19 protein-coding genes are annotated in these 21,490 nt (G+C 71.9%); 5 read left to right on the forward strand and 14 right to left on the reverse strand.

Annotated elements, in window-relative coordinates:
• Positions 1-43: 43 nt before the first annotated feature.
• From ACPFP2_RS25185 to rpmF, 6 genes are all read right to left on the reverse strand, one after another.
• Entirely contained in the window at positions 44-1,099 is a 1,056-nt protein-coding gene (locus tag ACPFP2_RS25185) for a substrate-binding domain-containing protein (RefSeq protein ID WP_424092029.1), read from the reverse strand.
• A 129-nt stretch (positions 1,100-1,228) separates the two neighbouring features.
• Complete coding sequence (locus ACPFP2_RS25190) at positions 1,229-2,350, reverse strand: ABC transporter permease (RefSeq protein WP_424092031.1); 1,122 nt, start codon at positions 2,348-2,350, stop codon at positions 1,229-1,231.
• On the reverse strand, positions 2,347-3,936 hold the full coding sequence (locus tag ACPFP2_RS25195) for a sugar ABC transporter ATP-binding protein (RefSeq protein ID WP_424092033.1): 1,590 nt from the start codon (positions 3,934-3,936) through the stop codon (positions 2,347-2,349). Before ACPFP2_RS25195 ends, ACPFP2_RS25190 begins: the two co-directional genes overlap by 4 nt.
• Positions 3,937-3,976: 40 nt before the next feature.
• Positions 3,977-5,155 (reverse strand): ROK family protein, encoded by a 1,179-nt coding sequence (locus ACPFP2_RS25200; protein ID WP_424092034.1) that lies wholly within the window; start codon positions 5,153-5,155, stop codon positions 3,977-3,979.
• A gap of 459 nt (positions 5,156-5,614) precedes the next feature.
• Complete coding sequence (locus ACPFP2_RS25205) at positions 5,615-6,847, reverse strand: GTP-binding protein (protein WP_424092036.1); 1,233 nt, start codon at positions 6,845-6,847, stop codon at positions 5,615-5,617.
• A complete protein-coding gene (rpmF, locus tag ACPFP2_RS25210) occupies positions 6,844-7,023 on the reverse strand; it encodes a 50S ribosomal protein L32 (protein WP_424092038.1) in 180 nt (59 codons plus the stop codon). The genes ACPFP2_RS25205 and rpmF overlap by 4 nt, the downstream gene beginning before the upstream one ends.
• 283 nt (positions 7,024-7,306) lie before the next feature.
• Between rpmF and ACPFP2_RS25215 the strand changes: the two genes are divergently transcribed.
• The 3 genes from ACPFP2_RS25215 (at position 7,307) to ACPFP2_RS25225 (ending at position 9,365) form a co-directional block, all read left to right on the forward strand.
• A complete protein-coding gene (locus ACPFP2_RS25215) occupies positions 7,307-8,203 on the forward strand; it encodes a DUF4253 domain-containing protein (RefSeq protein ID WP_424092040.1) in 897 nt (298 codons plus the stop codon).
• A gap of 95 nt (positions 8,204-8,298) precedes the next feature.
• Complete coding sequence (locus ACPFP2_RS25220) at positions 8,299-8,805, forward strand: hypothetical protein (protein WP_424092041.1); 507 nt, start codon at positions 8,299-8,301, stop codon at positions 8,803-8,805.
• A gap of 11 nt (positions 8,806-8,816) precedes the next feature.
• Positions 8,817-9,365 carry a TetR/AcrR family transcriptional regulator gene (locus ACPFP2_RS25225; RefSeq protein ID WP_424092043.1) on the forward strand — a complete coding sequence of 183 codons (549 nt, stop codon included), beginning with the start codon at positions 8,817-8,819 and terminating at the stop codon, positions 9,363-9,365.
• A 32-nt stretch (positions 9,366-9,397) separates the two neighbouring features.
• Here the strand turns inward: ACPFP2_RS25225 and ACPFP2_RS25230 are convergent, their stop codons facing one another.
• Entirely contained in the window at positions 9,398-11,038 is a 1,641-nt protein-coding gene (locus tag ACPFP2_RS25230; RefSeq protein ID WP_424092044.1) for a hypothetical protein, read from the reverse strand.
• A gap of 228 nt (positions 11,039-11,266) precedes the next feature.
• On the opposite strand from ACPFP2_RS25230, the gene ACPFP2_RS25235 reads away from it, so the two are divergent.
• Complete coding sequence (locus ACPFP2_RS25235) at positions 11,267-12,352, forward strand: TIR domain-containing protein (protein ID WP_424092046.1); 1,086 nt, start codon at positions 11,267-11,269, stop codon at positions 12,350-12,352.
• A gap of 147 nt (positions 12,353-12,499) precedes the next feature.
• On the opposite strand, the gene ACPFP2_RS25240 is transcribed toward ACPFP2_RS25235, so the two are convergent.
• The 3 genes from ACPFP2_RS25240 to ACPFP2_RS25250 all read right to left on the reverse strand — a co-directional run bounded on the left by ACPFP2_RS25240 (position 12,500) and on the right by ACPFP2_RS25250 (position 15,738).
• Entirely contained in the window at positions 12,500-13,078 is a 579-nt protein-coding gene (locus ACPFP2_RS25240; RefSeq protein ID WP_424092048.1) for a dihydrofolate reductase family protein, read from the reverse strand.
• 223 nt (positions 13,079-13,301) lie between these two features.
• A complete protein-coding gene (locus ACPFP2_RS25245; RefSeq protein ID WP_424092050.1) occupies positions 13,302-14,843 on the reverse strand; it encodes a hypothetical protein in 1,542 nt (513 codons plus the stop codon).
• Between the two features lie 118 nt (positions 14,844-14,961).
• Positions 14,962-15,738: a hypothetical protein gene (locus ACPFP2_RS25250; RefSeq protein ID WP_424092052.1), complete on the reverse strand. Its 777-nt coding sequence runs from the start codon at positions 15,736-15,738 to the stop codon at positions 14,962-14,964.
• 269 nt (positions 15,739-16,007) lie between these two features.
• On the opposite strand from ACPFP2_RS25250, the gene ACPFP2_RS25255 reads away from it, so the two are divergent.
• Positions 16,008-17,003 (forward strand): DUF1152 domain-containing protein, encoded by a 996-nt coding sequence (locus tag ACPFP2_RS25255; protein ID WP_424092054.1) that lies wholly within the window; start codon positions 16,008-16,010, stop codon positions 17,001-17,003.
• Between the two features lie 41 nt (positions 17,004-17,044).
• On the opposite strand, the gene ACPFP2_RS25260 is transcribed toward ACPFP2_RS25255, so the two are convergent.
• From ACPFP2_RS25260 to ACPFP2_RS25275, 4 genes are all read right to left on the reverse strand, one after another.
• Positions 17,045-17,803, reverse strand: coding sequence for a formylglycine-generating enzyme family protein (locus ACPFP2_RS25260; RefSeq protein WP_424092056.1), 759 nt, complete (start codon positions 17,801-17,803; stop codon positions 17,045-17,047).
• A 116-nt stretch (positions 17,804-17,919) separates the two neighbouring features.
• Positions 17,920-19,017: a winged helix DNA-binding domain-containing protein gene (locus ACPFP2_RS25265; protein ID WP_424092057.1), complete on the reverse strand. Its 1,098-nt coding sequence runs from the start codon at positions 19,015-19,017 to the stop codon at positions 17,920-17,922.
• 191 nt (positions 19,018-19,208) lie between these two features.
• Positions 19,209-19,787 carry a DUF1062 domain-containing protein gene (locus tag ACPFP2_RS25270; protein ID WP_424092059.1) on the reverse strand — a complete coding sequence of 193 codons (579 nt, stop codon included), beginning with the start codon at positions 19,785-19,787 and terminating at the stop codon, positions 19,209-19,211.
• Positions 19,788-20,050: 263 nt separating this feature from the next.
• A complete protein-coding gene (locus ACPFP2_RS25275) occupies positions 20,051-21,445 on the reverse strand; it encodes an FAD-binding oxidoreductase (RefSeq protein WP_424092061.1) in 1,395 nt (464 codons plus the stop codon).
• Between the last annotated feature and the right edge of the window lie 45 nt (positions 21,446-21,490).

Here is a 21,490-nt window from a genome sequence, read left to right on the forward strand (position 1 = left end):
AGTTCTCTGTCTGTCGTGGACAAGGTGGGTCTCCCCCCGTGTGTCAGAACCCGAGCTTGAGGTAGTTGCTCGCGTTCTCCTTGGTGATCGTCTCGGAGGCGAGGATGATCTCCTTGGGCACCTGGAGTTCCACCAGGTCGGACATGCCCCTGCCCTGGCCGATCAGCCGGGCCAGGGAGACGGCCGAGGAGGCCATCGACGGGCTGTAGGTGACGGTCGCCTTCAGCACCGTGTTGTCGGCCTGGATGTCCTCCATCGCCTTCTTCGAGCCGGCGCCGCCGACCATGAAGAACTCCTTGCGGTTGGCCTGGTTGACGGCGGCGAGGACACCGATGCCCTGGTCGTCGTCGTGGTTCCAGAGCGCGTCGATCTTCGGCAGGGCCCGCAGCAGCTGCGAGGCCTCCTGCTGGCCGGAGTCGGCGGTGAACCGGGCCGCCCGCCGGTTGGCGATCCGGAAGCCGTTCGCCGTCAGGGTGTCGGCGAAGCCCTTCGACCGTTCCTGGGTCAGCTCCAGCTCGTCCATGCCGGCGATCTCGGCGATCACCGGGTTGCTGACGCCCTTGGCCTTGAACTGCGCGACCATGTACGTGGCGGCGGCCACGCCCATGCCGTAGTTGTCGCCCTTGATCTGCAGCCGGTATGCGCGGGCGTCGGGGAAGGCCCGGTCGAGGTTGACCACCGGGATGCCGGCCCGCATCGCCTCCAGGCCGAAGGCGTTGAGTTCCTTGCCGTCGTGCGGCAGCAGCACGATCACGTCGGGTTTCTGGGAGACCAGGGTGGACAGCGCCGCCCGCTGGGCCGCCGCGTCCGCACCGGCCTCGACCGTCTTGAACTCCACGTCGGAGTACGCGCCGGCCTGCGCCTTGGCGTTGTTGGTGATGGCGGCGATCCAGCCGTGGTCGGCGGCGGGCGCCGAGAAGCCGATCGTCACCCGCTTGCCGGGCTCGTTGTTGCCGCCCGGGGCGGCGGCCGCCTTCGTCTGGGCCTCGGTCGGCGACGCCTCGTTGCTGGTGCAGCCGGCGAGCAGGACGCCGGCGCCGGCGGCGGCCCCGCCGAGGAGCAGTCGGCGGCGTGACAGGTCGCGACTGTGCTGGGTCATGACGACCTCCTGGGTTCACGGTGGAGGGAAAAAGGGTGTGTGCGGTCCGGCCACCGTCGTCTGCTCGGGTGGCCCAGGTGCGGGACGTGCGTTCTCGGGTGCGGGCGGTGCTGCCCGGCTCGGGACGGATCAGCCGGTGGTGAGCCGGTTACGGCCCAGGAACCGGCTGACGCTGCGGAACTGGACCTGCTGGACCAGGACGGCCACGACGATGATGCCGCCCTTGACCATGTTCTGGGCCTCGGTGGTGAGGCCGTTGATGGCGAACAGGTTGGTGATGGTGGCGAAGATGACCACCCCGAGCAGGGAACCGATGATGGTGCCCCGCCCGCCGCTGAGCAGCGTGCCGCCGATGATCGCGGCGGCGATCGCGTCCAGCTCGTAGAGGTTCGCCATCGCCGCCTGGGCCGAGTTGGCCTGGGCGGTGAGCATGATGGCGGCGATCCCGCAGCAGAGGCCGGAGAGCGCGTAGAGCAGCACGGTGTGCCGTTTGACGTCGATGCCCGCCAGCCGGGCGGCCTCCGGGTTGCCGCCGACGGCGACGGTGCGGCGGCCGAAGGTGGTGCGGTTGAGCAGCACCCAGCCGGCGGCACCCACCAGGGCGAGGATGTAGACCAGCAGCGGGATGCCGAGCAGCTTGTCGCTGGCGATCGCGTTGATGAACTCGTTGCCGGAGACCTGGGTCTGCTTGGCGGAGATCTCCGCGGCCAGACCGCGGGCCGCCACGAGCATCGCCAGCGTGGCGATGAACGGCACCAGCCGGCCGTACGAGATGAGCAGGCCGTTGACGAGGCCGACCGCCAGGCCGACGGTGAGCGCGCTGAAGATCATGCCGCCGGCGCCGTAGCTCTGGGTGGCCACCGTCGTGCACCAGACGCCGGCCAGGGCGACGATCGCCCCGACCGAGAGGTCGATGCCGCCGCCGATGATCACGAACGTCATGCCGACCGTGACCACGCCGACCACCGAGGCGAGCTGCAGGATGCTCAGCACGTTGTCCCAGACCCAGTCCGGGTCGGAGTACAGGTCGGAACGGGTCAGGGCGCCGATCGCGATCAGCACCACGAGCACGCCGATCAGAGCGAGATTGCGCCGGGCGCCCTCGCCGCCGTCGCCGCGCCACCAGGAGAGCCGACCGGCGGTGGCCGTCTTCCCGCCCGCCGCCGCGGTCTCGGCCGCATCGACCGGCGGCGACTGGGCCGGCAGCTGCGCCGCCCGCTCCGGCGCGGCGGTGGGGGTCACGTCGGTCATGCCGCGGCTCCTTCCATCAGGGACCCCGCCATGACGAGGTCGAGCACGGTGTTCTCGTCGAGTTCGCCGGCCGGGGCCTCGTGGACGACCCGCCCCTCCCGCATCACCAGCACCCGGTCGGCCAGGCCGAGCACCTCGGGGACCTCGCTGGAGACCAGCAGCACCCCGACGCCACGGGCGGCGAGGGCGCGGATGACCTGGTAAAGCTCCGCCCGGGCGCCGACGTCGACGCCCCGGGTGGGCTCGTCGAGCAGCAGCAGCCTGGTGTCGCCGAGCAGCCAGCGCCCGACCACCACCTTCTGCTGGTTGCCGCCGGAGAGGGTGCGCACCGGGCGGCGTACGTCGCGCGGGCGCAACTGCAGGCTCTCGGCGATCCGGTCGGCCTCGGCGCGTTCCCGGCCGGCGTCGGTGAAGCCCGCGCGGGCGTAGCGGCCGAAGGTGGCCAGTGTGACGTTGCGGTAGACGGGTTCGCCGAGCAGCAGCGCCTGGCTCTTGCGCTCCTCGGGGGCCATGCCCATGCCGGCCCGCACGGCCACGCCCACACTGCCGGCGCGCAACGCCCGGCCGGCCATCCGCACCGATCCGGAGTCGGCGCGCCGGGCGCCGTAGATGGTCTCCAGCAGTTCCGAGCGGCCGGAGCCGACCAACCCTGCGATGCCCACGATCTCCCCGGCCCGCACGGTGAGCGAGACGTCGGTGAACTCGCCGGACCGGGTGAGTGCGTCCACCGTGAGCAGGGGATCGCCGGTGGCGGTGTCGGCCGGGCGGTCCGGGAAGACGTACTCGATGGTGCGGCCGGTCATCCGGGCGACCAGGTCGCGGGTCGGGGTGTCGCGGGCCGGCAGGTTCGCCGCGGTGGTCCGGCCGTCCTTGAGTACGGTCACCCGGTCGCCGATCTCGCGGATCTCCTCCAGCCGGTGGGAGATGTAGACGACGGCGATGCCCTGTGCGGTCAGCTCGCGGATGATCCGGAACAGGTTGCCCACCTCGTCGTGGGCCAGCACGGCGCTCGGCTCGTCCATGATGATCAGGCGGGCCTCGTGCGACAGCGCGCGGGCCATGCTGACCACCTGCTTGCCGGCGGCGGGCAGCGCGCGGACCATCCGCCCGGGCGGGATCTCGGGGTGCCCGAGCCGGCCGAGGATCTGCCGGGTGCGCCGCGCCATCTGCCCGCGCCGGACGAAGCCGAGGCGGCGCGGCTCGTGGCCGAGGAAGGCGTTCTCCGCGACCGACAGGTCCTCGACCAGGTCGAGTTCCTGGTAGATGGTGGCGATGCCGGCGCGCATGGCAGCCTGCGGACTGGCGAAGGCGGCGGGGTGGCCGCGCCACTCGACGAGCCCCGAGTCGGGGCGGTGCACCCCGGCCAGCACCTTGATCAGGGTCGACTTGCCGGCGCCGTTCTGCCCGAGCAGGCAGTGCACCTCGCCGGCGCGCACCTCCAGCTGCACCCCGTCGAGCGCGCGTACGCCCGGGAAGGTCTTGACCACGTCGGTGAGGCGCAGGACCACCTCGCCCGCGACGGCGTCGGCGGGGGCTTCGAGCAACGGCGCGTCTGACACGACGGTCTCCTCGGCTCGTTCGGTCATGCCGGCGCTCCGTGGTGCTGCCGGCGGTCGGTCGCCGTGCTCACGACGCCTCCGCGAAGGCCACGTCGCTGGCGAGCACGGCGGCGCCGGCCACGCCCGCGCGAGGACCCAGCTCGGACAGGACGACCGGCAGGTTGCCGGTGGCCAGCGGCAGCGACCGGCGGTAGACCACGCTGCGGATCTCGGCGAGCAGGATGTGCCCGAGCTGGGCCAGCCCACCGCCGATGACGATCATGGACGGGTTGGTGAAGCTGACCAGCCCGGCGAGCACGCCGCCGACCCGCCGCCCCCCGTCGCGGATCAGCTGGATGCAGGTGACGTCGCCCTCGACGGCGCCCTCGGCGACGTCCATGGCGGTCACCGCGCCGCGGGCGGCGAGCCGCTCGGCCAGCGCGGGCGAGGCGCCGCTGCGGGCGGCGGCGGTCGCGTCCTTGGCCAGCGCGGCGCCGCTGAACAGCGCCTCCAGGCAGCCGATGTTGCCGCAGGAGCACATCGGACCGTGCGCGTCGACCTGGATGTGGCCGATGTCCCCGGCGCAGCCGTCGGTGCCCCGGTAGACCTCGCCGCTGAGGTAGATCCCGCACCCTATTCCGGTGCCGATCTTGACGAAGAGGAAGTCGTCCACGGAGTGGGCGACCCCGCCGTGCCGCTCGCCGATGGCCATGATGTTGACGTCGTTGTCGACCACCGCCGGGCAGCCGTGCTCCCGGGTGAGCAGCTCCCGGACCGGGAAGCGGTCCCAGCCCGGCATGATCGGCGGGGAGACCGGGACGCCGTCGCGGAAGCTGACCGGGCCGGGCACCCCGACGCCGACGGCGTCCAGCTTCTCGTACGCGCCGTCGACCCGGGCCTTGTGCAGCAGTTCGTTGACCCGGTGCAGGGTCACCTTCGGGCCGTTGCGGATGTCGGCCGCCTCGGCGTACGCGGCGACCGGTTCGAGGCGGCCGTTGACCACCTCGACGTCGATGGAGCTGGCGCCCAGGTCCACGGCGGCGAAGCGAAGGTGGGGGCTCAACTCGACCAGGGTGGAGCGGCGGCCGCCCCGGGAGGCGGCCAGTCCGGCCTCGGCGACGTAGCCGAGGCTGACCAGGCGTTGCAGCTCGGCCAGCAGGCGGGGGCGGGGCATCTGCAGCCGGTCGCCCAGCTCGGCCCGGGACATCGCCCCCTCGTCGCGGAGCATCCGCAACAGCCGTACGTGCAGGGGGTCGACGGTCCGCACCGGGACTCACCTCTTCACCGGAGTCGTTCACATCGGCGTCACGTCGATGTGTTGTGTCCGACACAGTAGGAGGCTTCCGTGGCGCATGTCCAGAGCTTCAGCCGATCTGATCCCAACTTTTGTCGCTCAGGACAAAAGTTGTCAGTGGATCAAGGAAAGACGGTCCTCGGCCGCGTCCGATCACCGCCCGTCCGGAGGACGGCGGAACGCCATCAGGGCGTGACCGGCCCGGTGGTGGGGCACCGCGGGGTCGAGGAACCCGGCTCGTCGGGCCGCCTCGCGGTGCCACGGGACCGGGGCGACGAACTCCCCGCCGGAGAGGCCGACGGATCTCCCCGACAGCGGCGAGGCCGGCGGCGGCGAGGAGATCGTCGCGGCCGGGCTGGTAGTGGCGCATCATGGTCTCCCAGTCGCGCCGCCACCGGGCGACGTCCTCGGGCGTCAGGGCGGTCGGCACGGTCAGGCCGGGACGGGGTCGGCGATGTCGTGGTCGTGCAGGCCGCCGAGGTCCCATTCGGGGAACGGGTCGGCAAGGGCCCGCCAGGCGGACTCCCCGATGGCGATCTCGGTGTCGGTGAGCAGGCAGGCGGTCAGCGCCGCGCGCAGGCCGTCGCCGTCCAGGCCGACGCCGATGAGGACCAGTTCCTGCTGCCGGTCACCGAAGACCGGATGCCAGCGGGACTCCAGCTCCGCCCGCTCGGCGGCGTCCTGCGGCCAGTCCCCGGACACCGCCACCGGGATGCCGACCGGATCGCAGCGCCCGGACGGTCCGGCCTGTGACCACAGGGCCTGCACGTCCGGGCGGCTGGCCAGCCAGAGGAAGCCCTTCGACCGCAGCACGCCGTAGCCGTCGAGGCCACCGGTCAACAGGTCCCACAGCCGCTGCGGGTGGAACGGCCGGTGGTCACGGAACACGATGCTGGCGATGCCGTACTCCTCGGTCTCCGGCACGTGCGCGCCGTTGAGCTCGGCGACCCAGCCCGGTGTCGTCTCCGCGCGGTCCAGGTCGAACCGGCCGGTGTGCAGGATCTCGCGCGGCGGCACCCGTCCGTGCACGGCGCGCACCTGCCGGGCGGCCGGATTCAGCCGGGTCAGCAGCGCCTGCACCACCGCCAGATCGTCCGTGGCCACCAGGTCGGTCTTGTTGACCACCAGCACGTCGGCGAACTCGATCTGGTCGACCAGCAGGTCGGCGATGCTGCGGTCGTCGCCCTCGTACGCGGCCAGCCCGCGCGCCTGCAGCGTCTCCCCCGCCTCGACGAGGGCCAGCAGCCCCGCCGCGTCGACCACCGTGACGGTGGTGTCGAGCCGGGCCAGGTCGTCGAGGACCTGTCCGTCCTCCACCCCGAAGGCGAACGTGGCGGCCACCGGCATCGGCTCGGAGATGCCGCTGGACTCGATCAGCAGGTAGTCGAACCGGCCCTGGCGAGCCAACCGGGCCACCTCGTCGAGCAGATCCTCGCGCAGGGTGCAGCAGATGCACCCGTTGGTCAGCTCGACCAGCCGCTCCTCGGTGCGCGACAGCGTCGCGCCGTCGCGCACCAGCGCGGCGTCGATGTTCACCTCGCTCATGTCGTTGACGATCACCGCCACCCGCAGCCCGTCCCGGTTGGCGAGGACGTGGTTGAGCAGGCTGGTCTTCCCCGCGCCGAGGAATCCCGACAGCACCGTCACCGGCAGCCGGCCGGTCACGGCTGGTCCACCACCTGACGTCCCTTGCACAGGCCGCAGTGCGCGCAGGCCCGGTGCGGGACCACCATCTCCTTGCGGGGACAGGGGCAGGGGGTCAGTTGCGGCACGCTCGCCTTCCACTGCGCGCGCCGGTGCCGGGTGTTCGCCCGCGACACCTTCCGCTTGGGTACCGCCATGCCGTCCTCCCCTTGGTTGCCGTCAGCAGGATAGTAACGGTAATCATTTCCATTAGCGTCCTGAGGGTCGGTCGACTGAGCGGCACGGTCGGAGGGCGTTGCGAGGGCCTGGACGGTGAGCGAACCGACGCCGCCGGCATCCGCGTCCGCCGGGCGTCGTGCGCCGGCAGGCGGCGGATCCGGACCGCACGGCAATCCCGGTAAGCCGGGACTCACGCCCGACCCGTCGCCCGAACCACCGCAGGGACCCCACGACACCTCCGGTGGTCGGTACGCTCCGCCCGTGACTCCGCAGGAACAGTCCATCCTCGACGCCGCCGGCCTGGGCGGCCGGAAGGCGTACGCGCAGGACGCCGCAGGCAGCGGCACGGCGCTGCTGGTCGACGTGTCCCCGGACGAGATGCTCGACGTGTGGGCGGTGGCCCGGGCGGCCGTCGAGCGCACGGGCCGCTGGCCGGTGTTGTGCCCGCGGCACTCGGCGCGCGACGGCGACCTGTTCTCGCGGTTCTACTTCGACGAGGGCAGCGACGGCGGCGACGGCAGCCCGGAGGCCGTGCTGGCCCGGGCCGAGACGATCGATGTCGACGCCCGCCTGGCCGAGCGGCACGCGCAGTTCCCCGACGGCCTCGTCGACTGGGTCGACGAGACGATCGAGCTGGAGCGCGAGACCACCCACGCCCGCTACGGCGACGCCCCGGCCGCGCGGGAGATCCGCGCCGCCGTCACCGGCGCCGACCGGGTGGAGATCGCCGTCAACCGGCACCTGTTCGACTGGGAAGGTGACCGCGAGCCGCTGGTCGGGCCCGACATGAGCGTCCAGGACTGGTACGGGTCGACCGACGAGCCGGTGACGCTCGTGCTGCTGCCGGCCGCGCAGCCGTGGGCGGTCTACGCCTACGTCAACGCCCTGCACGACGCCTGCGGGTACGGTCACGACCTGCTGGTCGCGGCGGCCCGGCACTGGCACGAGCGCTACGGCGCGGAGCCGGTGGCCGCGCTGGAGGTGACGACCTGGCTCACGGTCGCCCGGCCACCCACCGACCCGGAGGAGGCGTGGCGTCTGGCGTTGGCGCACTACACGCTCGCCGAGAACACGCTCGCCACACCGGCCGTCACGCTGCGCGAGCACGCACACCTGCTGCCGCACCTGGATCGATGGGTCCTGTTCTCCCGACCGTGAGCCGCGGACGCCCGACTCACTCGCCCGGGGACCAGCGTGCATCGGCGTGGACATTGCGTGTGGACACCGTGTCCACGCGCGCCTAGGCTCGCGGCATGTCCCTCCGCACCGTCCTGTTGACGGTCCCTGTGGTGGCCCTGCTGACCCAGCCGCTCTGGGCGCCGTCCTGGGGCGCGGGCATCCTCGGCGAGGTCGGGGCACTCGGCGTCCCGGGCGCGATCACGGCGACCGTGGTCTTCTTCGGCCTCGTCGCCCTCTACTGCCGCTGCCTGCAACGGCTCCAGGAGCGCGTCACGCCCGAGGCGCGCTCGCGGTCACCCCGATCGGTCTGGCTGATGTTCGCCGTCCCGTTCAACTTCGTGGAGGACTTCGTCATCATCGCCGACCTCGGCGGCAGCCTCCGCCGCGACGGCCGCGTACCGGATGCCGCCGTCCGGGTATGGACGGTCGCCGGTGCGACCTGGTGTTCCTTCCAGATCGCCTCGCTGCTTCCCGGAACGGTCGGCGTGGCCTCGGGCGTGCTCGCCCTCGCCGTCTGGGCGTGGCACTGGCGCCACACCGCCGTCATCGGTCGCCGGTTGACCGCCGCCACCACCGCCTAGGCAGGCCACCCGTGCCCCTCCCCCGCTTCCACCGGCTGCCTCCCGACGAGCAGGCCCGCATCCTCGCCGTCGCCACCCGCCACCTCTCGGCTCGCGGCCTCGCCGGCATGTCGGTCAACGAGATCGCCGACTACGCCGGCCTCTCCCGCTCCGCCATCTACAACTACTTCGACGGCAAGGGTGACCTCGTCGACGCTGTCCGCGCCGCCGCCGTCAGGGAGGTCGCCGCCGCGCTCGGCGACTGGACCACGCAGCCCGACCCCGAGGCGTTCTGGGCCGAGTTCCGCGCCGGCGCGCAGCGGCTCTCCGCCTGTCTCGCCGGGGCTCCCGAACTCCGCCAGGCCCTCGCCACCGTCACCGGCGGCGGACTCGACGACTGGGTGGACGCCTTCTTCGCGAACGCGTGCGCGCTCGGGCTGGTGTCCCCGCAGCGGCGCCGTCTCGCCCGGGTGGCCACGGGCGCGATCCTCGCGGCGACGGACACCGTGGAACTGGCCGAGCCGGGCAGCGTGTCGACGGCAGATCTGGAGGCGGTGCTGCGAGCGGTCTGGCGTGCGTGACGGTGATCCGACGGCCGCAGGCCGTCGTGAGGTCATCGGGGTTGGCAGATGCGACCGCTCAGCGCCGGGTCCCCTTCGCGGGCGGTGCTCCAGAGCGGGTTGACGGCCAGCACGAGCGGCGGGGACTGCCAGGCGGCGCCGAGTCGCTGCAGCACGACGTAGCCGCGCCAGGGTTGGGTGACCGGCTGCCCGGACAGGAACCGCATCGCGCGCTCGTGGATGGCGCGGCGGTTGAGCAGGCCACCGTGCAGGGCCGGCACCTCGACGACCGGTATCCGGGAGTACTCCCCGGAGGGCGCCTCGGCGGCGCTGACCAGAGGCAGGAAGGCCATCATGCGGATTCCGGGCACCGGGCACAGGATGCGGTTGCGGTAGAAGGGGGCCTCGACCATGACCGAGCGCACGAACGGCTCGTCCGGGCTCGCGTCGACGGCCTTGGTGAGGTTCGTCAGCGCGGCGATCAGGCGCAGTTCCCATCCGGCGGCCGTTCCCCAGCCCTCGTGGCCGGGAGGCGGATAGTAGGCGCGTCCCGGCCAGATCAACGGGCTGAACAGTAGGGCCGCCCGGACCGGGCCGTGGGAGAACTTCTCCAGGTAGGTGCGGATCACCAGGGCTCCTTCGCTCTCTCCGAGGAGCGCGACGGGGCGACGGGTACGCCGGTGCAGGGCGTCGACCTGGGCGGCGAGCAGCACCGCGCTGGAGTCCAGTGACCGATGGGTCGCCTCCGGCGGGTACGGCAGGGGTCTGCCGTCCTGGGTCACGCCCGCGTAGGAGAAGTGCGCGACCCGGGGGTCCGCGGGCAGCTGCCCGTCCCAGCTGGACTCGAAGCCGGCGAGGACGACGACCGCGTACGGCACGCTCGCCGGCAGCGGCTCCACCGTGACGGGTGGTCGCCACTGACCGGTCGTGCCGGAGGCGACGCTGATCAGCGACGGCGCGGCGACGGCGGTGGCCATGGTGAGGATGATCGCCACCGGTGTCACCGGCACCGCCGCCCACCGCGGACGCTCGTGCCGGACGGCCGCGGTCACGGTCACGCGCCACAGCAGCCCGTTGGCCACCCCCGCGAGGCCGGCCACCGGCACCCGCCACCACTGCGGGACGCTGACGATCACCGCGCCGGCCGCGGTGATGACCAGGAAGTTGACCACGGACCAGAGCAGCAGCTGCACCGACGGCAGCCCCTTCCACCAGTGTGCCGTCACGCCGGCGCGTTGCAGGAACGGGGCGATCACCAACAGCGGTACCACCGAGGCGAGGAGATACCAGGACAGCGCGACCGCGGAGAAGGCCACCGAGATCGCCGCCCACGGCGAGATGATCACCGTGGCGAGGGCGGCGACCTCGACGTTGCGGCGTACCAGCTGCCGCATCGAAGGACGCGGCACCTCCGCCGGCCAGGACAGCGCGGTCAACCCGGCCGACAACACGCCTCGGGCGGCGACGACGGCCACCAGCCCGGCGACGAAGGTCAGCCACGAGTCGTGATAGACCAGCAGCCACCGCAGGTCGTGATACGAGTCGTACGGCCACGTCGCCGTCGACTGCGGCGCGAGCGCCTGGGCCGCCCCGAGGCCGAAGCCGACCAACGCCGCCATCTCCACCATCGGTGGCAGGGCGCCGAGCAGCAGCACTGCCGCACCTCGACCGACTCTCGCCACCCAGGCCCCCATCCCGTCGGATGCAGAATTTCGTGAATGGCGGGTCGGTGAGGGCCGTTTGGCTCAACCGGCTGAGCCGTCGCCGCGAGCCGTACCGACGGCGCTCGTCGACGGGCGTCGGGCTCCGTCCGTCGACGGCGACCGGTGATCGACGGTGTCGGCCACGGAGCAGGTGACGCGGTGTCGATGCCGTTCTCCGCTATGGTCGGATGCCATGTGGTGTCGCGACCGGGAGACCGGATGACCCGGCGAGCACGGGTCTTCATCGGGTCGTCCAGCGAAGGGCTGGGGGCGGCCCAGGCGATCCGCAGTCTGCTCGCCCACGACGCGCAGGTGACCCTCTGGAACGAGGGCCACTTCCGCAGCGGCGACGGCTACCTGGAGACACTCGTCCGATCGCTGGACCTGTTCGACTTCGCGATCCTGGTCGCCACACCGGACGACACCGGCATCTCACGGGGCACGTCCGCCCTGACGCCCCGGGACAATGTGCTCTTCGAGTTCGGCCTGATCATGGGACGCCTCGGCCGGGGCCGGACCTTCCTGGTCCACCCGAAGCAGCACGACCTACGGCTGCCGTCGGACCTGCTCGGCGTCACCACGCTGTCGTGCCCGTGGCCCGATGGGGCCGCGGGGCAGCGGGTCGGGCTCCAGGACTTCATATCCGCGCTGGGTGCCGCGTGCGACCGGATCCGGGACACCATCAGTGGCTGGACCGCACTGGCGGCCGATGCGGAGCTGAGGACATCGGGATTGCTGCGCTGCTACACGAACCTGACGGAAGCGCAGGCGGCCATCGGGCGGGCGATCATGACGGCCCGGCGGAGCATCCTCCTGACGGCGACCAACCTGGCCTTTACGCCGGCCCTCAACGTGGCCGAGTTGCAGCAGCGGATCCGGGAGGGCGTGGACGTCCGGTTCCTGGTCCTCAACCCGCGCAGCGCCCACGTGGAGGCGACCGCGCGCGAGTTCATGATCTCCGCGGTGCAGTTGCGCGAGGAGAACCGCCTGCACCTACGCTCGCTGATCGATCTGCGCGACTTCTCGCTCGCCTGCGGGCCGGGGGCGGCACGGCCCGGGACCGTGGCCATCCGCCTCTACGACGCACCGCCGCGCATGCGCAGCTATTCATTCGACCAGCCCGACGGCACCAGCTTCTTCGTGCCGTACCTCAATCGGTCCCCCTCCCGTCCACTCCCGGTCTTCGAGGCCCGCAACGACGGTGCCGTCGCCCAGCGGTACCTGTCCGCGATCGAGAACCTGTGGTCGGCGCCGGACACCGTGACGGCGGAGGCCTTCCTCGCGCAGGATCCGTCGTACCTGTGAGAGAACGCCGCGCACGACGTCCGCACGGCCGAGCCCGCCACCAGGACGTGCTGCGGCGTATCGTGCGCCCGTGGGGTTGCGGTTCGAGACGCGGACCGGCACGGTGCCGGAGGGCGCGACCTTCACGGACATCGCCCTCGACCTGTATCAGCGCGCGACGTCGTAGATCAGCTTCAGGATGCCGTTGGAGTAGCTCTCCGACTCCCGTAGCCTGAGCATCTGCTTGTCCCGGTCGGCCCGACCGAACAGACTCTTACCGGCACCGAGCAGCACGGGGAAGACGAGCAGGTTGTACTGGTCGATCAGGCCCGCGTCCGACAGCCGCCGGGCCAGCTCCGCGCTCCCATGGATGAAGATCGCGCCGCCCTCACCTTCCTTCAGCGCGGCGACGTCGTCGGTCGAGCGCAGGATCGTCGTCGGCCCCCAGCCGTCGACGAGGGCGTCGTCGGACAGCGTGCTCGACACGACGTACTTGGGCAGCTCCTTGTAGGCGGCGTGGTCCTCCGATCCGGGCCAGACCGGCGCGAACGCCTCGTAGCTGCGGCGGCCGAACATCAGCGCCGTCGTGTCGGTGAGTTCCTCGCCCTTCAACGACCAGGCTTCCGGGACGAACTCGAGGTCCTTGAACACCCATCCGCCGCTGCGGTGCTCCTCCCCCGGGCCGCCGCCGGGCGAGTCCACGACGCCGTCGAGCGACATGAAACCGGTGTAGACCAGGTCACGCATAGTGCTGTCCCCTCACGTTCGGGCGGGCTGTCGGTCCACGCTAGATCGCGGCCGCGGCGGCCGTCTCGGACGGAACCGACATCGGATCCCCGCGTGTCGCCGGCCTGAAGCTACCCGCTCGGTACGACGAAGAGGGCTCGTTCGGTGGGGCGGTCGTCGACTCGCCTCAGCAGGTGGCAGCGATCGGTACGGGCGCCGCCGCCTCGCAAGCCGGATCGGCGGTTCAGCGCAGGGCGGTGTGAGTGTCGGCGAGGAACCGGTCGCGGTCGTCGCCGTGGGCGAGTGCCGCGTGGTGGACGGCGTCGATCGCGGCGATCAGCGGATCGTCGTTCGCCAGGGCGAGCAGGGCGGGGAACGCGGCGGCCTGCTGGAGCATCTCGGTGACGCGAGGTGCGCGAAACGCCGTTGCTTCCCGGCGGAGCGTGACGGTGGTGTGCGGCACCTCGGGATCGGACAGGAGCCGACGGAACGCATCGGCGCCACCTTGCTCGGTGAAGGAGCGTGGCAGAGTGCGGGCGGTCTCGGCGGCGGCGAGCGCGTCGGCGATCCACCCGATCTGTTCCAACCCGGCCACCCGCATCGCGTGGCGGGCCGCCCAGCAGGCTGCCTCGCGTTGGCGGGCAGCGGGCAGCGCGTCGATGCGGTCGAGCAACGGGCGGTCCATCCGGGCCAGGGACTGCGCCTGACTGGGAAGCTTGCGCAGCCGCTCCGGCGGCGGCGGGCCTCCCCACCGCTCGGCGTCGCGCGCGGCCCGCAGGCGGCGGGTCTTCTCGGCCTGCGCGGTCGCCTCGGCAGCCTGCCCACGCAACGTCTCCTGCCACGGATACGAGCCGGCGCTGTCGAGCAGATGGTCCCAGATCAGCCCGAGGGCGACGGCGTGCCGGCCCAAAACGCCCTCGTGCCGCAGTGTGACGCCGTCCGGGCCGGACGTCAGCCGCACAGTGCTCGGCTCGTCGTCCGGCAGCGTGGCCAACGGCTCAGGGAAGATCGGCTCGTCGGCGGTGGTCCACGACCATCGGAGAGTCTCGCCGTCGACCCGCTCCAGCCGGACCGCCAGGTCACCGACCGGCAGTACGCCCACCGGGACCTCGACCGGCGCGGGCCGGTGGCGGACCACCGCCACGCGGGACAGGCCGGCGTCGTCCTCGTACGGGTCAGGTGGCGGCGGAAGGATGGCCGGACGGCCGGAGGGACGCGGTACCAGTGACAGCATCGCCTGCTCGGCGGCCGTCGCCGGTTTCTGCTCCCAGGCGCGGCCTCCCGGGTCGGCCAGCACGGTGCGCCACGGCGTCTCCTCGGACACCGCCCAGACGTGCAGCTCGTGCAGCTCGGGCGGGTCGCCGTCGGTGCGTACGGTCTCGTGCAGGCGGTCACGCGCGTGCACCCGCACCCGGATCAGCCCACGCGGGACCGCGACGTCGGTGAGGGCCTCGGCGCCGCCGCCCATCAGGCCGACGACCGACAGCCGGCCGCTGGGACTCCACAGGGTCGCCTCACTGATCGCGTCCCAGCCGGTGTCGGTCACCAGCGGCGGCGCGGGCAGGACCCGGACGCGTGCCTCGATCCAGCCGGTGTGGATGCCGCAGAAGCCGGTGAACTGGTTCGCCCCGCCGACGTGCACCAGGTCGTCGCCGCGGACGTAGATCCCCACGCCGGACGCACCCGGCACGGTGAACACGTCGTACTGGCAGTAGCTGACGAACAGCCGCGCCCGGTCGGTCACGAATTCCGCAGGTCGGTGGTCTGCGCCCGGTACAAGGTCCACCGGCAGATCCTAGGGGCGTTCTCGTCTCACCGAGGACCCGACGACCGTCCGGAACAGGGCAGGTCGGGCTTGCGCCCGGGGGCATTGGCAGCTGCCGGGGCGGACGGTCTGCGAGCCCTCAGACGTAGGGATCGTGGTGTCCGGCTCGCTCTGTCACCGGCTCTACCTGCCCGGCCGGCGGGGCAAGTCCGCCGCCCGGCCAGACATCGGCACTGAGGTCGACGATCGCGGTGCTCACACCTTTGTATCCCACGGCCCGCTGGACCGGGACGGCCACGAAGAACGACTCACGCCGCGACCGCGGGAGCGCCCGATGTAGCTCGGCGAGGAAGTAGCTGGCTCCTGAGGTACCGACTGCGCCCGAACCCCAGACCAGCAGAGTCGTGTGCACGCGGCCGGTGAGCTGCGGTGTCAGCTTGACGATGAAGCCCCAGGCGCGGTCCCGCGTGTCGACGAACTCGTGTTCCCCGCACCGGTAGACAGGTGGCTTCAGAACCCCGTCGTCTTCGGCGTCGACCCGGCGGAACGGAGCGCAGAAGAGATCCATGTGCGCCCTCGTCAAGGAGTTGACGATCGGGCCACCGATGCACACCAGGTCATCGTCCAGCCCGTCCGGCAGGACCGACGCGGACACGAGGGAAGGTTGGACGCCGACTGCACGGTAGGCGGTCAGTATGTGCGCCATGGCGTACGCGTCGTGCGTGCCCATCAACGGTACCGAACTCGATTCCACCTTGGCCGGGAACACCGAGGCGACGACGGCGACACTCGATGGCCGACCGAGCGCCAGTCGCAGCGACCGCTTCGACAGACCACGCCGCAGGCGCAGGTAACTCTCGACGAACAGGACTGCCAGCAGGCTCGAGACGACACCCGCGATGAGCTCTCTCGTCAAGTCCGCTCCTGTCTGCTCGTCGCCCAGACTGAGGCTCGGCCGCATCGCGTGCAGAGCGTACTGAGCCTGCGCAACAGCCGGGACCGTCGGCGCCGAGGAGCACGAACCGCCGCACCGATATCGGCGGTCGCAGGCGTCGCGGCCTGCCGAAACACCGACGCATCGACCGTTGGCCGCCGGGAGCCACACATGCGTACGCCAAAGCGCTCGTGCCGGTCCCGGTGGGCCACGGGATCCCGGGCAGCACGGGCGTGGCTGATCATGGAGCGGTGACGAATCCCCCCGCGCCGCCGGCCGACCCCGGTGTGTTCTCGTTGGCCGTCCCGCCGCTGTTCGCCGCGCTGGCTCCGGCGCGGAACATCCTCATCGCCGGAGCGGGCGGCGGGTTCGACGTGTACGCCGGCCTGCCCCTGGCGTTCGCCCTGTGGCGCGGCGGCAGGCAGGTGCACCTGGCCAGCCTGTCCTTCTCCGAACTCGAGCTGATCGACCGGGACGCCTGGGTGGCGGAGCACGTCGCCGCGGTGCGGCCGGACACGACCAGCCCGGACTGGTACTTCCCGGAACGCACGCTCTCCCGCTGGTTGGCGGCTCAGCAACTGCCCCCGACCGTGTACGCGTTTCCGCCGCTCGGCGTCCAGCCGTTACGGGCGGCGTACCGGCACCTGGTGGAGCGCCTCGACATCGACGCGGTGGTGCTGGTCGACGGCGGCACCGATGTCCTGCTGCGCGGCGACGAGAGCGACCTCGGCACCCCGGTGGAGGACATCACCAGCCTGGCCGCCGTGACCGCGCTGGACGTGCCGGTCAAGCTGGTGTCCAGTCTCGGCTTCGGCATCGACGCCTACGACGGCGTCAACCACGTCCAGGTGCTGGAGAACCTCGCCGCACTCGACCGCGACGGCGGCTACCTCGGTGCCCTGTCCATCCCCGGTTCCAGCCGGGAGGCGGCGCTGTACCGCGATGCCGTCGCCGACGCCCAGGCCGCCACCCCGGACCGGCCAAGCATCGTCCAGGGCCAGATCGCCGCCGCCACCAGCGGCGCGTTCGGAGACGTCCGGTTCACCAGGCGCACCGGCAGCGGCGATCTGTTCGTCAATCCGCTGATGGCGATCTACTTCACCGTCGACCTCGACAAACTCGCCGCCCGGTGCCTGTACCTCGACCGCATCGAGAACACCATCGGCAGACGACAGGTCATCACCCGCATCCAGGCATTCCGCGACGAACTCCGCACCGCCCGCATCCCCCGCGCGTTCCCCCACTGATCGCCTTGGGACCGCCTCGCCGACGGAGACGGCGGCTGTGGCTACTCGCGGGGTGGCAGGGGTGCCGCCGGGCGGACCGCGGTGAACTGCGCGTGCTCGCCCCGGGTGGCGGCGAGCAGCAACAGCCACTCGTCGCAGCCCTGCCACGGGTAGAGGTCGGCGGCGCCGCCGCGTACCGCCCTGGGACCGGCGCCGGTGCGCGGGCGGGCATCCGCCGGGGCGCCCACGAAACCGGGCATCCACACGTCGGCGCAGATCTCGTTCGCCGAGCCCATGGCGGCCAGCCCGAACGGGTTCTCCGCGGCGGCTGTCCGCTGCTCGTGACCGAAGTCGTCGAGCAGGTGGTCCTCGCCGGGTTTCCCGTCGCCGCGGAAGGTCAAGGTGGTGGTGCCAGCTCGGGCCGCGTACTCCCACTCGGCCTCGCTGGGCAGCCGGAACGGCATCGCCCCGAGCAGGTCGTCCAGGTCGTCCTCGATCCGGGCCGTGCCGGAGTCGGCGTCGGCGTAGTCGTCCTCGTACTCGGGCAACCAGTGCCGGACGTGTGCGACCGTCAACGGGTGCCGGGCGATCAGGAACGGCTCCACCCGCACCTCGCGTACCGGCTGGGCGTTCCCGGCAGCGGCGAAGAACGGCTCCAGAGTGTCCTCGGCTCCCCCGCTGCGCTCGATCGCGCGGACCGCCGCCAGTTCCGCCTCGGACAGGCCCATGCGGAAGGTTCCGCCCGGCACCTCGCGGAAGACGACGCCGGACGGGACGTGCCGCCGGGCCGGGCGTCCGGCCACGATCTCCTCGGTCCACATGGCGCCGAACGCTAGCAGTCCGGTCCCCCGGCTGCCGGACCGTACGGCGGCACGGCGGTACGGCCCCGGAGGCTTCCGCCTGCTCCAGATCCTGTTCGACGACATCGTCGTACGTGCTACGGGATCGAAGTGAACCCGACCGTACGCCGGCACCGTGGCTCGGGCTCGAACAGGGTCAGCAGGCTCTCGCCCTCGGCGACAACGGCGTCGCGCTCGCCCGTCGTGAGCGCGCGCAGCGGCGTGATCCGCACCGTCGCCGCGCCGTCGTCGACGGCGACCGTCCAGGTCCCCGCCACCCGGCCGTCGACCAGCAGGAAGCGCGCACCTGTAACGCTCAGCCCGCGATGCGCGGTGTCGATGACGCGGCTGCGGTCGTCGTAGCCCAGCACCGCGTTGTCGAACGCCGGCAGGAAGCGCGGCGGCGCCGGGGTCTCCGGGTCGGGCAGCACGCCGTCGGGCACGTCGAACAGCTCGCGGCCACGCTCGTCGCGGAACGTGCGCAACGACGGGCGCAACCGGTGGACGGAGTCCCGCAGCCCACTCAACCCCGACCAGGCACGGATGTCGGCGCTGGACGCCGGACCGTAGGCGGCGAGGTAGCGCAGGACCAGCGCGTCGACGGTGTGCGGCGACGCCGGCTCCAACGCCTGGCCCAGCCACTGCTCGATCGTGGTGTGGTACGCGGCGCCGCGCTCGCCCCAGATACCACGGGGTGGTACCTGCACGAGCGGCACGAGCGTGCTGAGCGCGTCGCCCAACCAGCGCGGCTCCACACCCGGCCAGCGGTCGGCGACTGCGCGGGCCGCCTCGGTCAGCCTGCGTGGCCGCTCCTCGAACAGCGGCCGGCCCAGTCCTGCGAGCTCGTCGAGGTCGACGCCGGGCAGCACCCGGCGCAGCGTCGACCACATGCGGGAGACCACCATCGCCTGGTGCACGGGCCGCAGCGTGCGACAGTCCCGGGCGGTCACCAGGTGGAGGGTGCGGCGCATCAGCAGCGTGCGGACCGCCTGGCGGCTCAGCAGCAGCTCGGCCAAGGCCGGCGGCTGGAAGCCGGCCAGGCGGCTCCACAACCCGACGTACGGCTCCAGGGGCTCCTGCGCCTGCAACCCCACCAAGTGCTCGAGGGCGTCGACGACCGGCATGTCGTGCCGCTGCAGCAGGAGCTGACGGGCCAGAAGTGCCCGATTGAGGGCACGGCGGTCGAGCACGCTCATGGCGGTGACGCTATCGCCCACCCCGGACATCCTGGGGAAGTGAGCACAGACGAGCCGGGCAGGTGCGCCGACATCTGTGATCAGCGCCCTCACCCCACCACGCCACGCAATGGCAGGGACCCAGTGCCGCCGGCCGGTACCGCCACCAGCATCCGCTCATGGGCTACGTCCGGATGTACGCCCCCGGACGTTCACCTTCGGCGCCGGTATCGGGCCGGCCCCGGCCTGCGTTCGCACCCGGGCATGAGTGACCGCGCGCGGACCGCCGCGTGATGCGGTGCGGGGCAGGGCCACCTTGCCTCCCGCCCCGGCTCAGGTCCACAGCGGCTCATGGCAGGACGAACGAAATCTCCCTGCGAGTTCAGCGCGGAATGCCGATCGTGACCCGGCGAACGATCTCCCCGCGGCTGAGGCCCAATCGCTGGGCGATGAGCCGTTCGAAGCGAAGGGGGCACGGAGTCGTCGACATGGACGGGCCGGCTTTCGGGAGGGGGCGGGGCGAGCAGTTCAAGGCATGAGTCCCGATCCGAGGCGAACCGGTTGCGCCGGGCCATCATCGGGTCGGGACGGACGCGGGCGACGAGGGCAGTGCAGTTGCCGGAGGAGCGCGCCAGGAGGATCGGATCCAGGTACCGGACCGGAACGCGATCGTGAATGGTGAATGTGCCGGTGCGGTTGCAGGGAACGCAGGCGACCAGGAGCCGGATGTCGAGGAGTTCGCCGTGGGTATCGACGCGGACGGGCAGCACGATATGAGGACGCGTAGACATGATCTCTCCGAAGACCTGACGGAGGGCACGGGAAATGAGCCGACGGCGACGTCGGCGACCGTTGCACGGGAAAGGTGTCAGGTCTAGAGAGCAGGCGGCGTCACGCGGGGTGAGGTCCTCTCGTGGGTCGGCTGGAGAAGAAGATCCGGTTACAAGGTAGGGCGGCGCTGGTTGGCGCGGCCACCCGATTTACTGGTGCCGAGCAGTGCGGGGCGGGGATCGGCGAGCTCAGCCCCGACCATTCGTACGGTGGGGCGATGAGGTCATGAGCGTCCCTTCGACCTGTCGGCATTATCGGCGCCGGCGCAGGCGGGGCGGGGCCGGATGTTGTGGTTGAGGTGGAAGACGTTGTGCGGGTCCCAGCTGGTCTTGAGTGCGGTGAGCCTGGCGAGTTTGGCGGCCGGGTACGCGCGGCGTACCCCTCGTTGCCCCTCGTCGGCGGCAAGTGAGTTGACGTAGACACCGTCGGCGTAGGGGGCGAGCGCGGCTGCGGCAGTGCGGGCCGCTGCCATCCGGGCGTCGTCCTCGGTGGGGTCGGTCCAGCGGGAGTCGGCGCCGAACTCGAACATGGTGCCCCGGTGGCTGAACGCGGCGTCGGCTTCGGCGACGTCGGCGATGGCCCCGCCGTGCGCCTGCAGCCCGACGCCGGGCAGTGGGGTGCCGGCGTGCAGGTCTGTCGCGCCGCGGAGCAGGAACGCCTCGATCGCCGCGGTGGGGAACTGCCGCAGGTAGTGCGCGCTGGAGTACCGGCGGTAGGCGTGGCCGCCGGAGGTGTCGTCGCGTTGCTGGAGTTCGAGGTACGACGGCGTGGTGACCCGCTCGGCGACCGGACGCCCGAGGGCACGCATCGCCGGCAGCAACCGGTACGCGCGTGCCGGGTCGCCGACCCATACGAAGCCGACCGTGGCGATCGGACCAGTGGCCGTGCCACGGACATCGGCGGTGAAGGTCGCCTGCCGTGGCGCGACGACGTTCAGGTCCCGCCAGCCTTCGAGCACCGGCACGGCGTCCGCGGCGGGAAAGTCGAACTCGGCGACCAGGGTCTGCGTTCCGGTGTGGTGCAGTTGGAACTCGAAGTCGGTGACGATGCCGAAGTTGCCGCCCCCGCCGCGCAGGCCCCAGTAGAGGTCGGGGTTCTCGGTTCGGCTCGCGGTCACCACCTCCCCCTCGGCGGTGACCATGGTGTACGAGACGACGTTGTCGCAGGACAACCCGTACTGTCGGGCGAGCCAGCCCATGCCGCCGCCGAGCGTCAGGCCACCGACCCCGGTGTGTGAGACGTTGCCCGCAGTCGTGGCGAGACCGTACCGCTGCGACGCCCGGTCGAGTGCGCCGAGCAGCGCGCCGCCCTGGACTCGGGCGCGTCGCCGGATCGGGTCGACTCGGACGCTGTCCAACGGGGTCAGGTCGATCATCAGGCCGTTCGCGGGGACGGCGAGGCCGGCCACGTTGTGCCCGCCGCAGCGCACTCCGATCTCCAGATCGAGTTCGCGGGCCAGGCGTACCGCGGTCACGACGTCGGTGACGCTCGCGGCCTGCACGATCATCCGCGGGCGGCGGTCGATCATGGCGTTCCACACGGTGCGGGCCGCGTCGTAGCCCGGGTCGCCCGGGGTGAGGAGGCTGCCGTCGAAGCGCGGGCCGGTCGCTGTCGTCATACGTTCGAGCCTGACGGAGATCGGTACACCCGCTAAGGTCCGATC

It is taken from the genome of Micromonospora citrea (genome assembly GCF_049629545.1).
In the GTDB taxonomy this organism is placed as follows: Bacteria; Actinomycetota; Actinomycetes; order Mycobacteriales; family Micromonosporaceae; genus Micromonospora; species Micromonospora citrea_A.

What these genes read in the sequence shown, in the direction of transcription:
- ACPFP2_RS25185 (WP_424092029.1), bottom strand. Translation starts at nt 1,099, where the DNA reads ATGACCCAGCACAGTCGCGACCTGTCACGCCGCCGACTGCTCCTCGGC.
- ACPFP2_RS25190 (WP_424092031.1), bottom strand. Translation starts at nt 2,350, where the DNA reads ATGACCGACGTGACCCCCACCGCCGCGCCGGAGCGGGCGGCGCAGCTG.
- ACPFP2_RS25195 (WP_424092033.1), bottom strand. Translation starts at nt 3,936, where the DNA reads ATGACCGAACGAGCCGAGGAGACCGTCGTGTCAGACGCGCCGTTGCTC.
- rpmF (WP_424092038.1), bottom strand. Translation starts at nt 7,023, where the DNA reads ATGGCGGTACCCAAGCGGAAGGTGTCGCGGGCGAACACCCGGCACCGG.
- ACPFP2_RS25220 (WP_424092041.1), top strand. Translation starts at nt 8,299, where the DNA reads ATGTCCCTCCGCACCGTCCTGTTGACGGTCCCTGTGGTGGCCCTGCTG.
- ACPFP2_RS25230 (WP_424092044.1), bottom strand. Translation starts at nt 11,038, where the DNA reads ATGGGGGCCTGGGTGGCGAGAGTCGGTCGAGGTGCGGCAGTGCTGCTG.
- ACPFP2_RS25235 (WP_424092046.1), top strand. Translation starts at nt 11,267, where the DNA reads ATGACCCGGCGAGCACGGGTCTTCATCGGGTCGTCCAGCGAAGGGCTG.
- ACPFP2_RS25240 (WP_424092048.1), bottom strand. Translation starts at nt 13,078, where the DNA reads ATGCGTGACCTGGTCTACACCGGTTTCATGTCGCTCGACGGCGTCGTG.
- ACPFP2_RS25260 (WP_424092056.1), bottom strand. Translation starts at nt 17,803, where the DNA reads ATGTGGACCGAGGAGATCGTGGCCGGACGCCCGGCCCGGCGGCACGTC.
- ACPFP2_RS25265 (WP_424092057.1), bottom strand. Translation starts at nt 19,017, where the DNA reads ATGAGCGTGCTCGACCGCCGTGCCCTCAATCGGGCACTTCTGGCCCGT.
- ACPFP2_RS25270 (WP_424092059.1), bottom strand. Translation starts at nt 19,787, where the DNA reads ATGTCTACGCGTCCTCATATCGTGCTGCCCGTCCGCGTCGATACCCAC.
- ACPFP2_RS25275 (WP_424092061.1), bottom strand. Translation starts at nt 21,445, where the DNA reads ATGACGACAGCGACCGGCCCGCGCTTCGACGGCAGCCTCCTCACCCCG.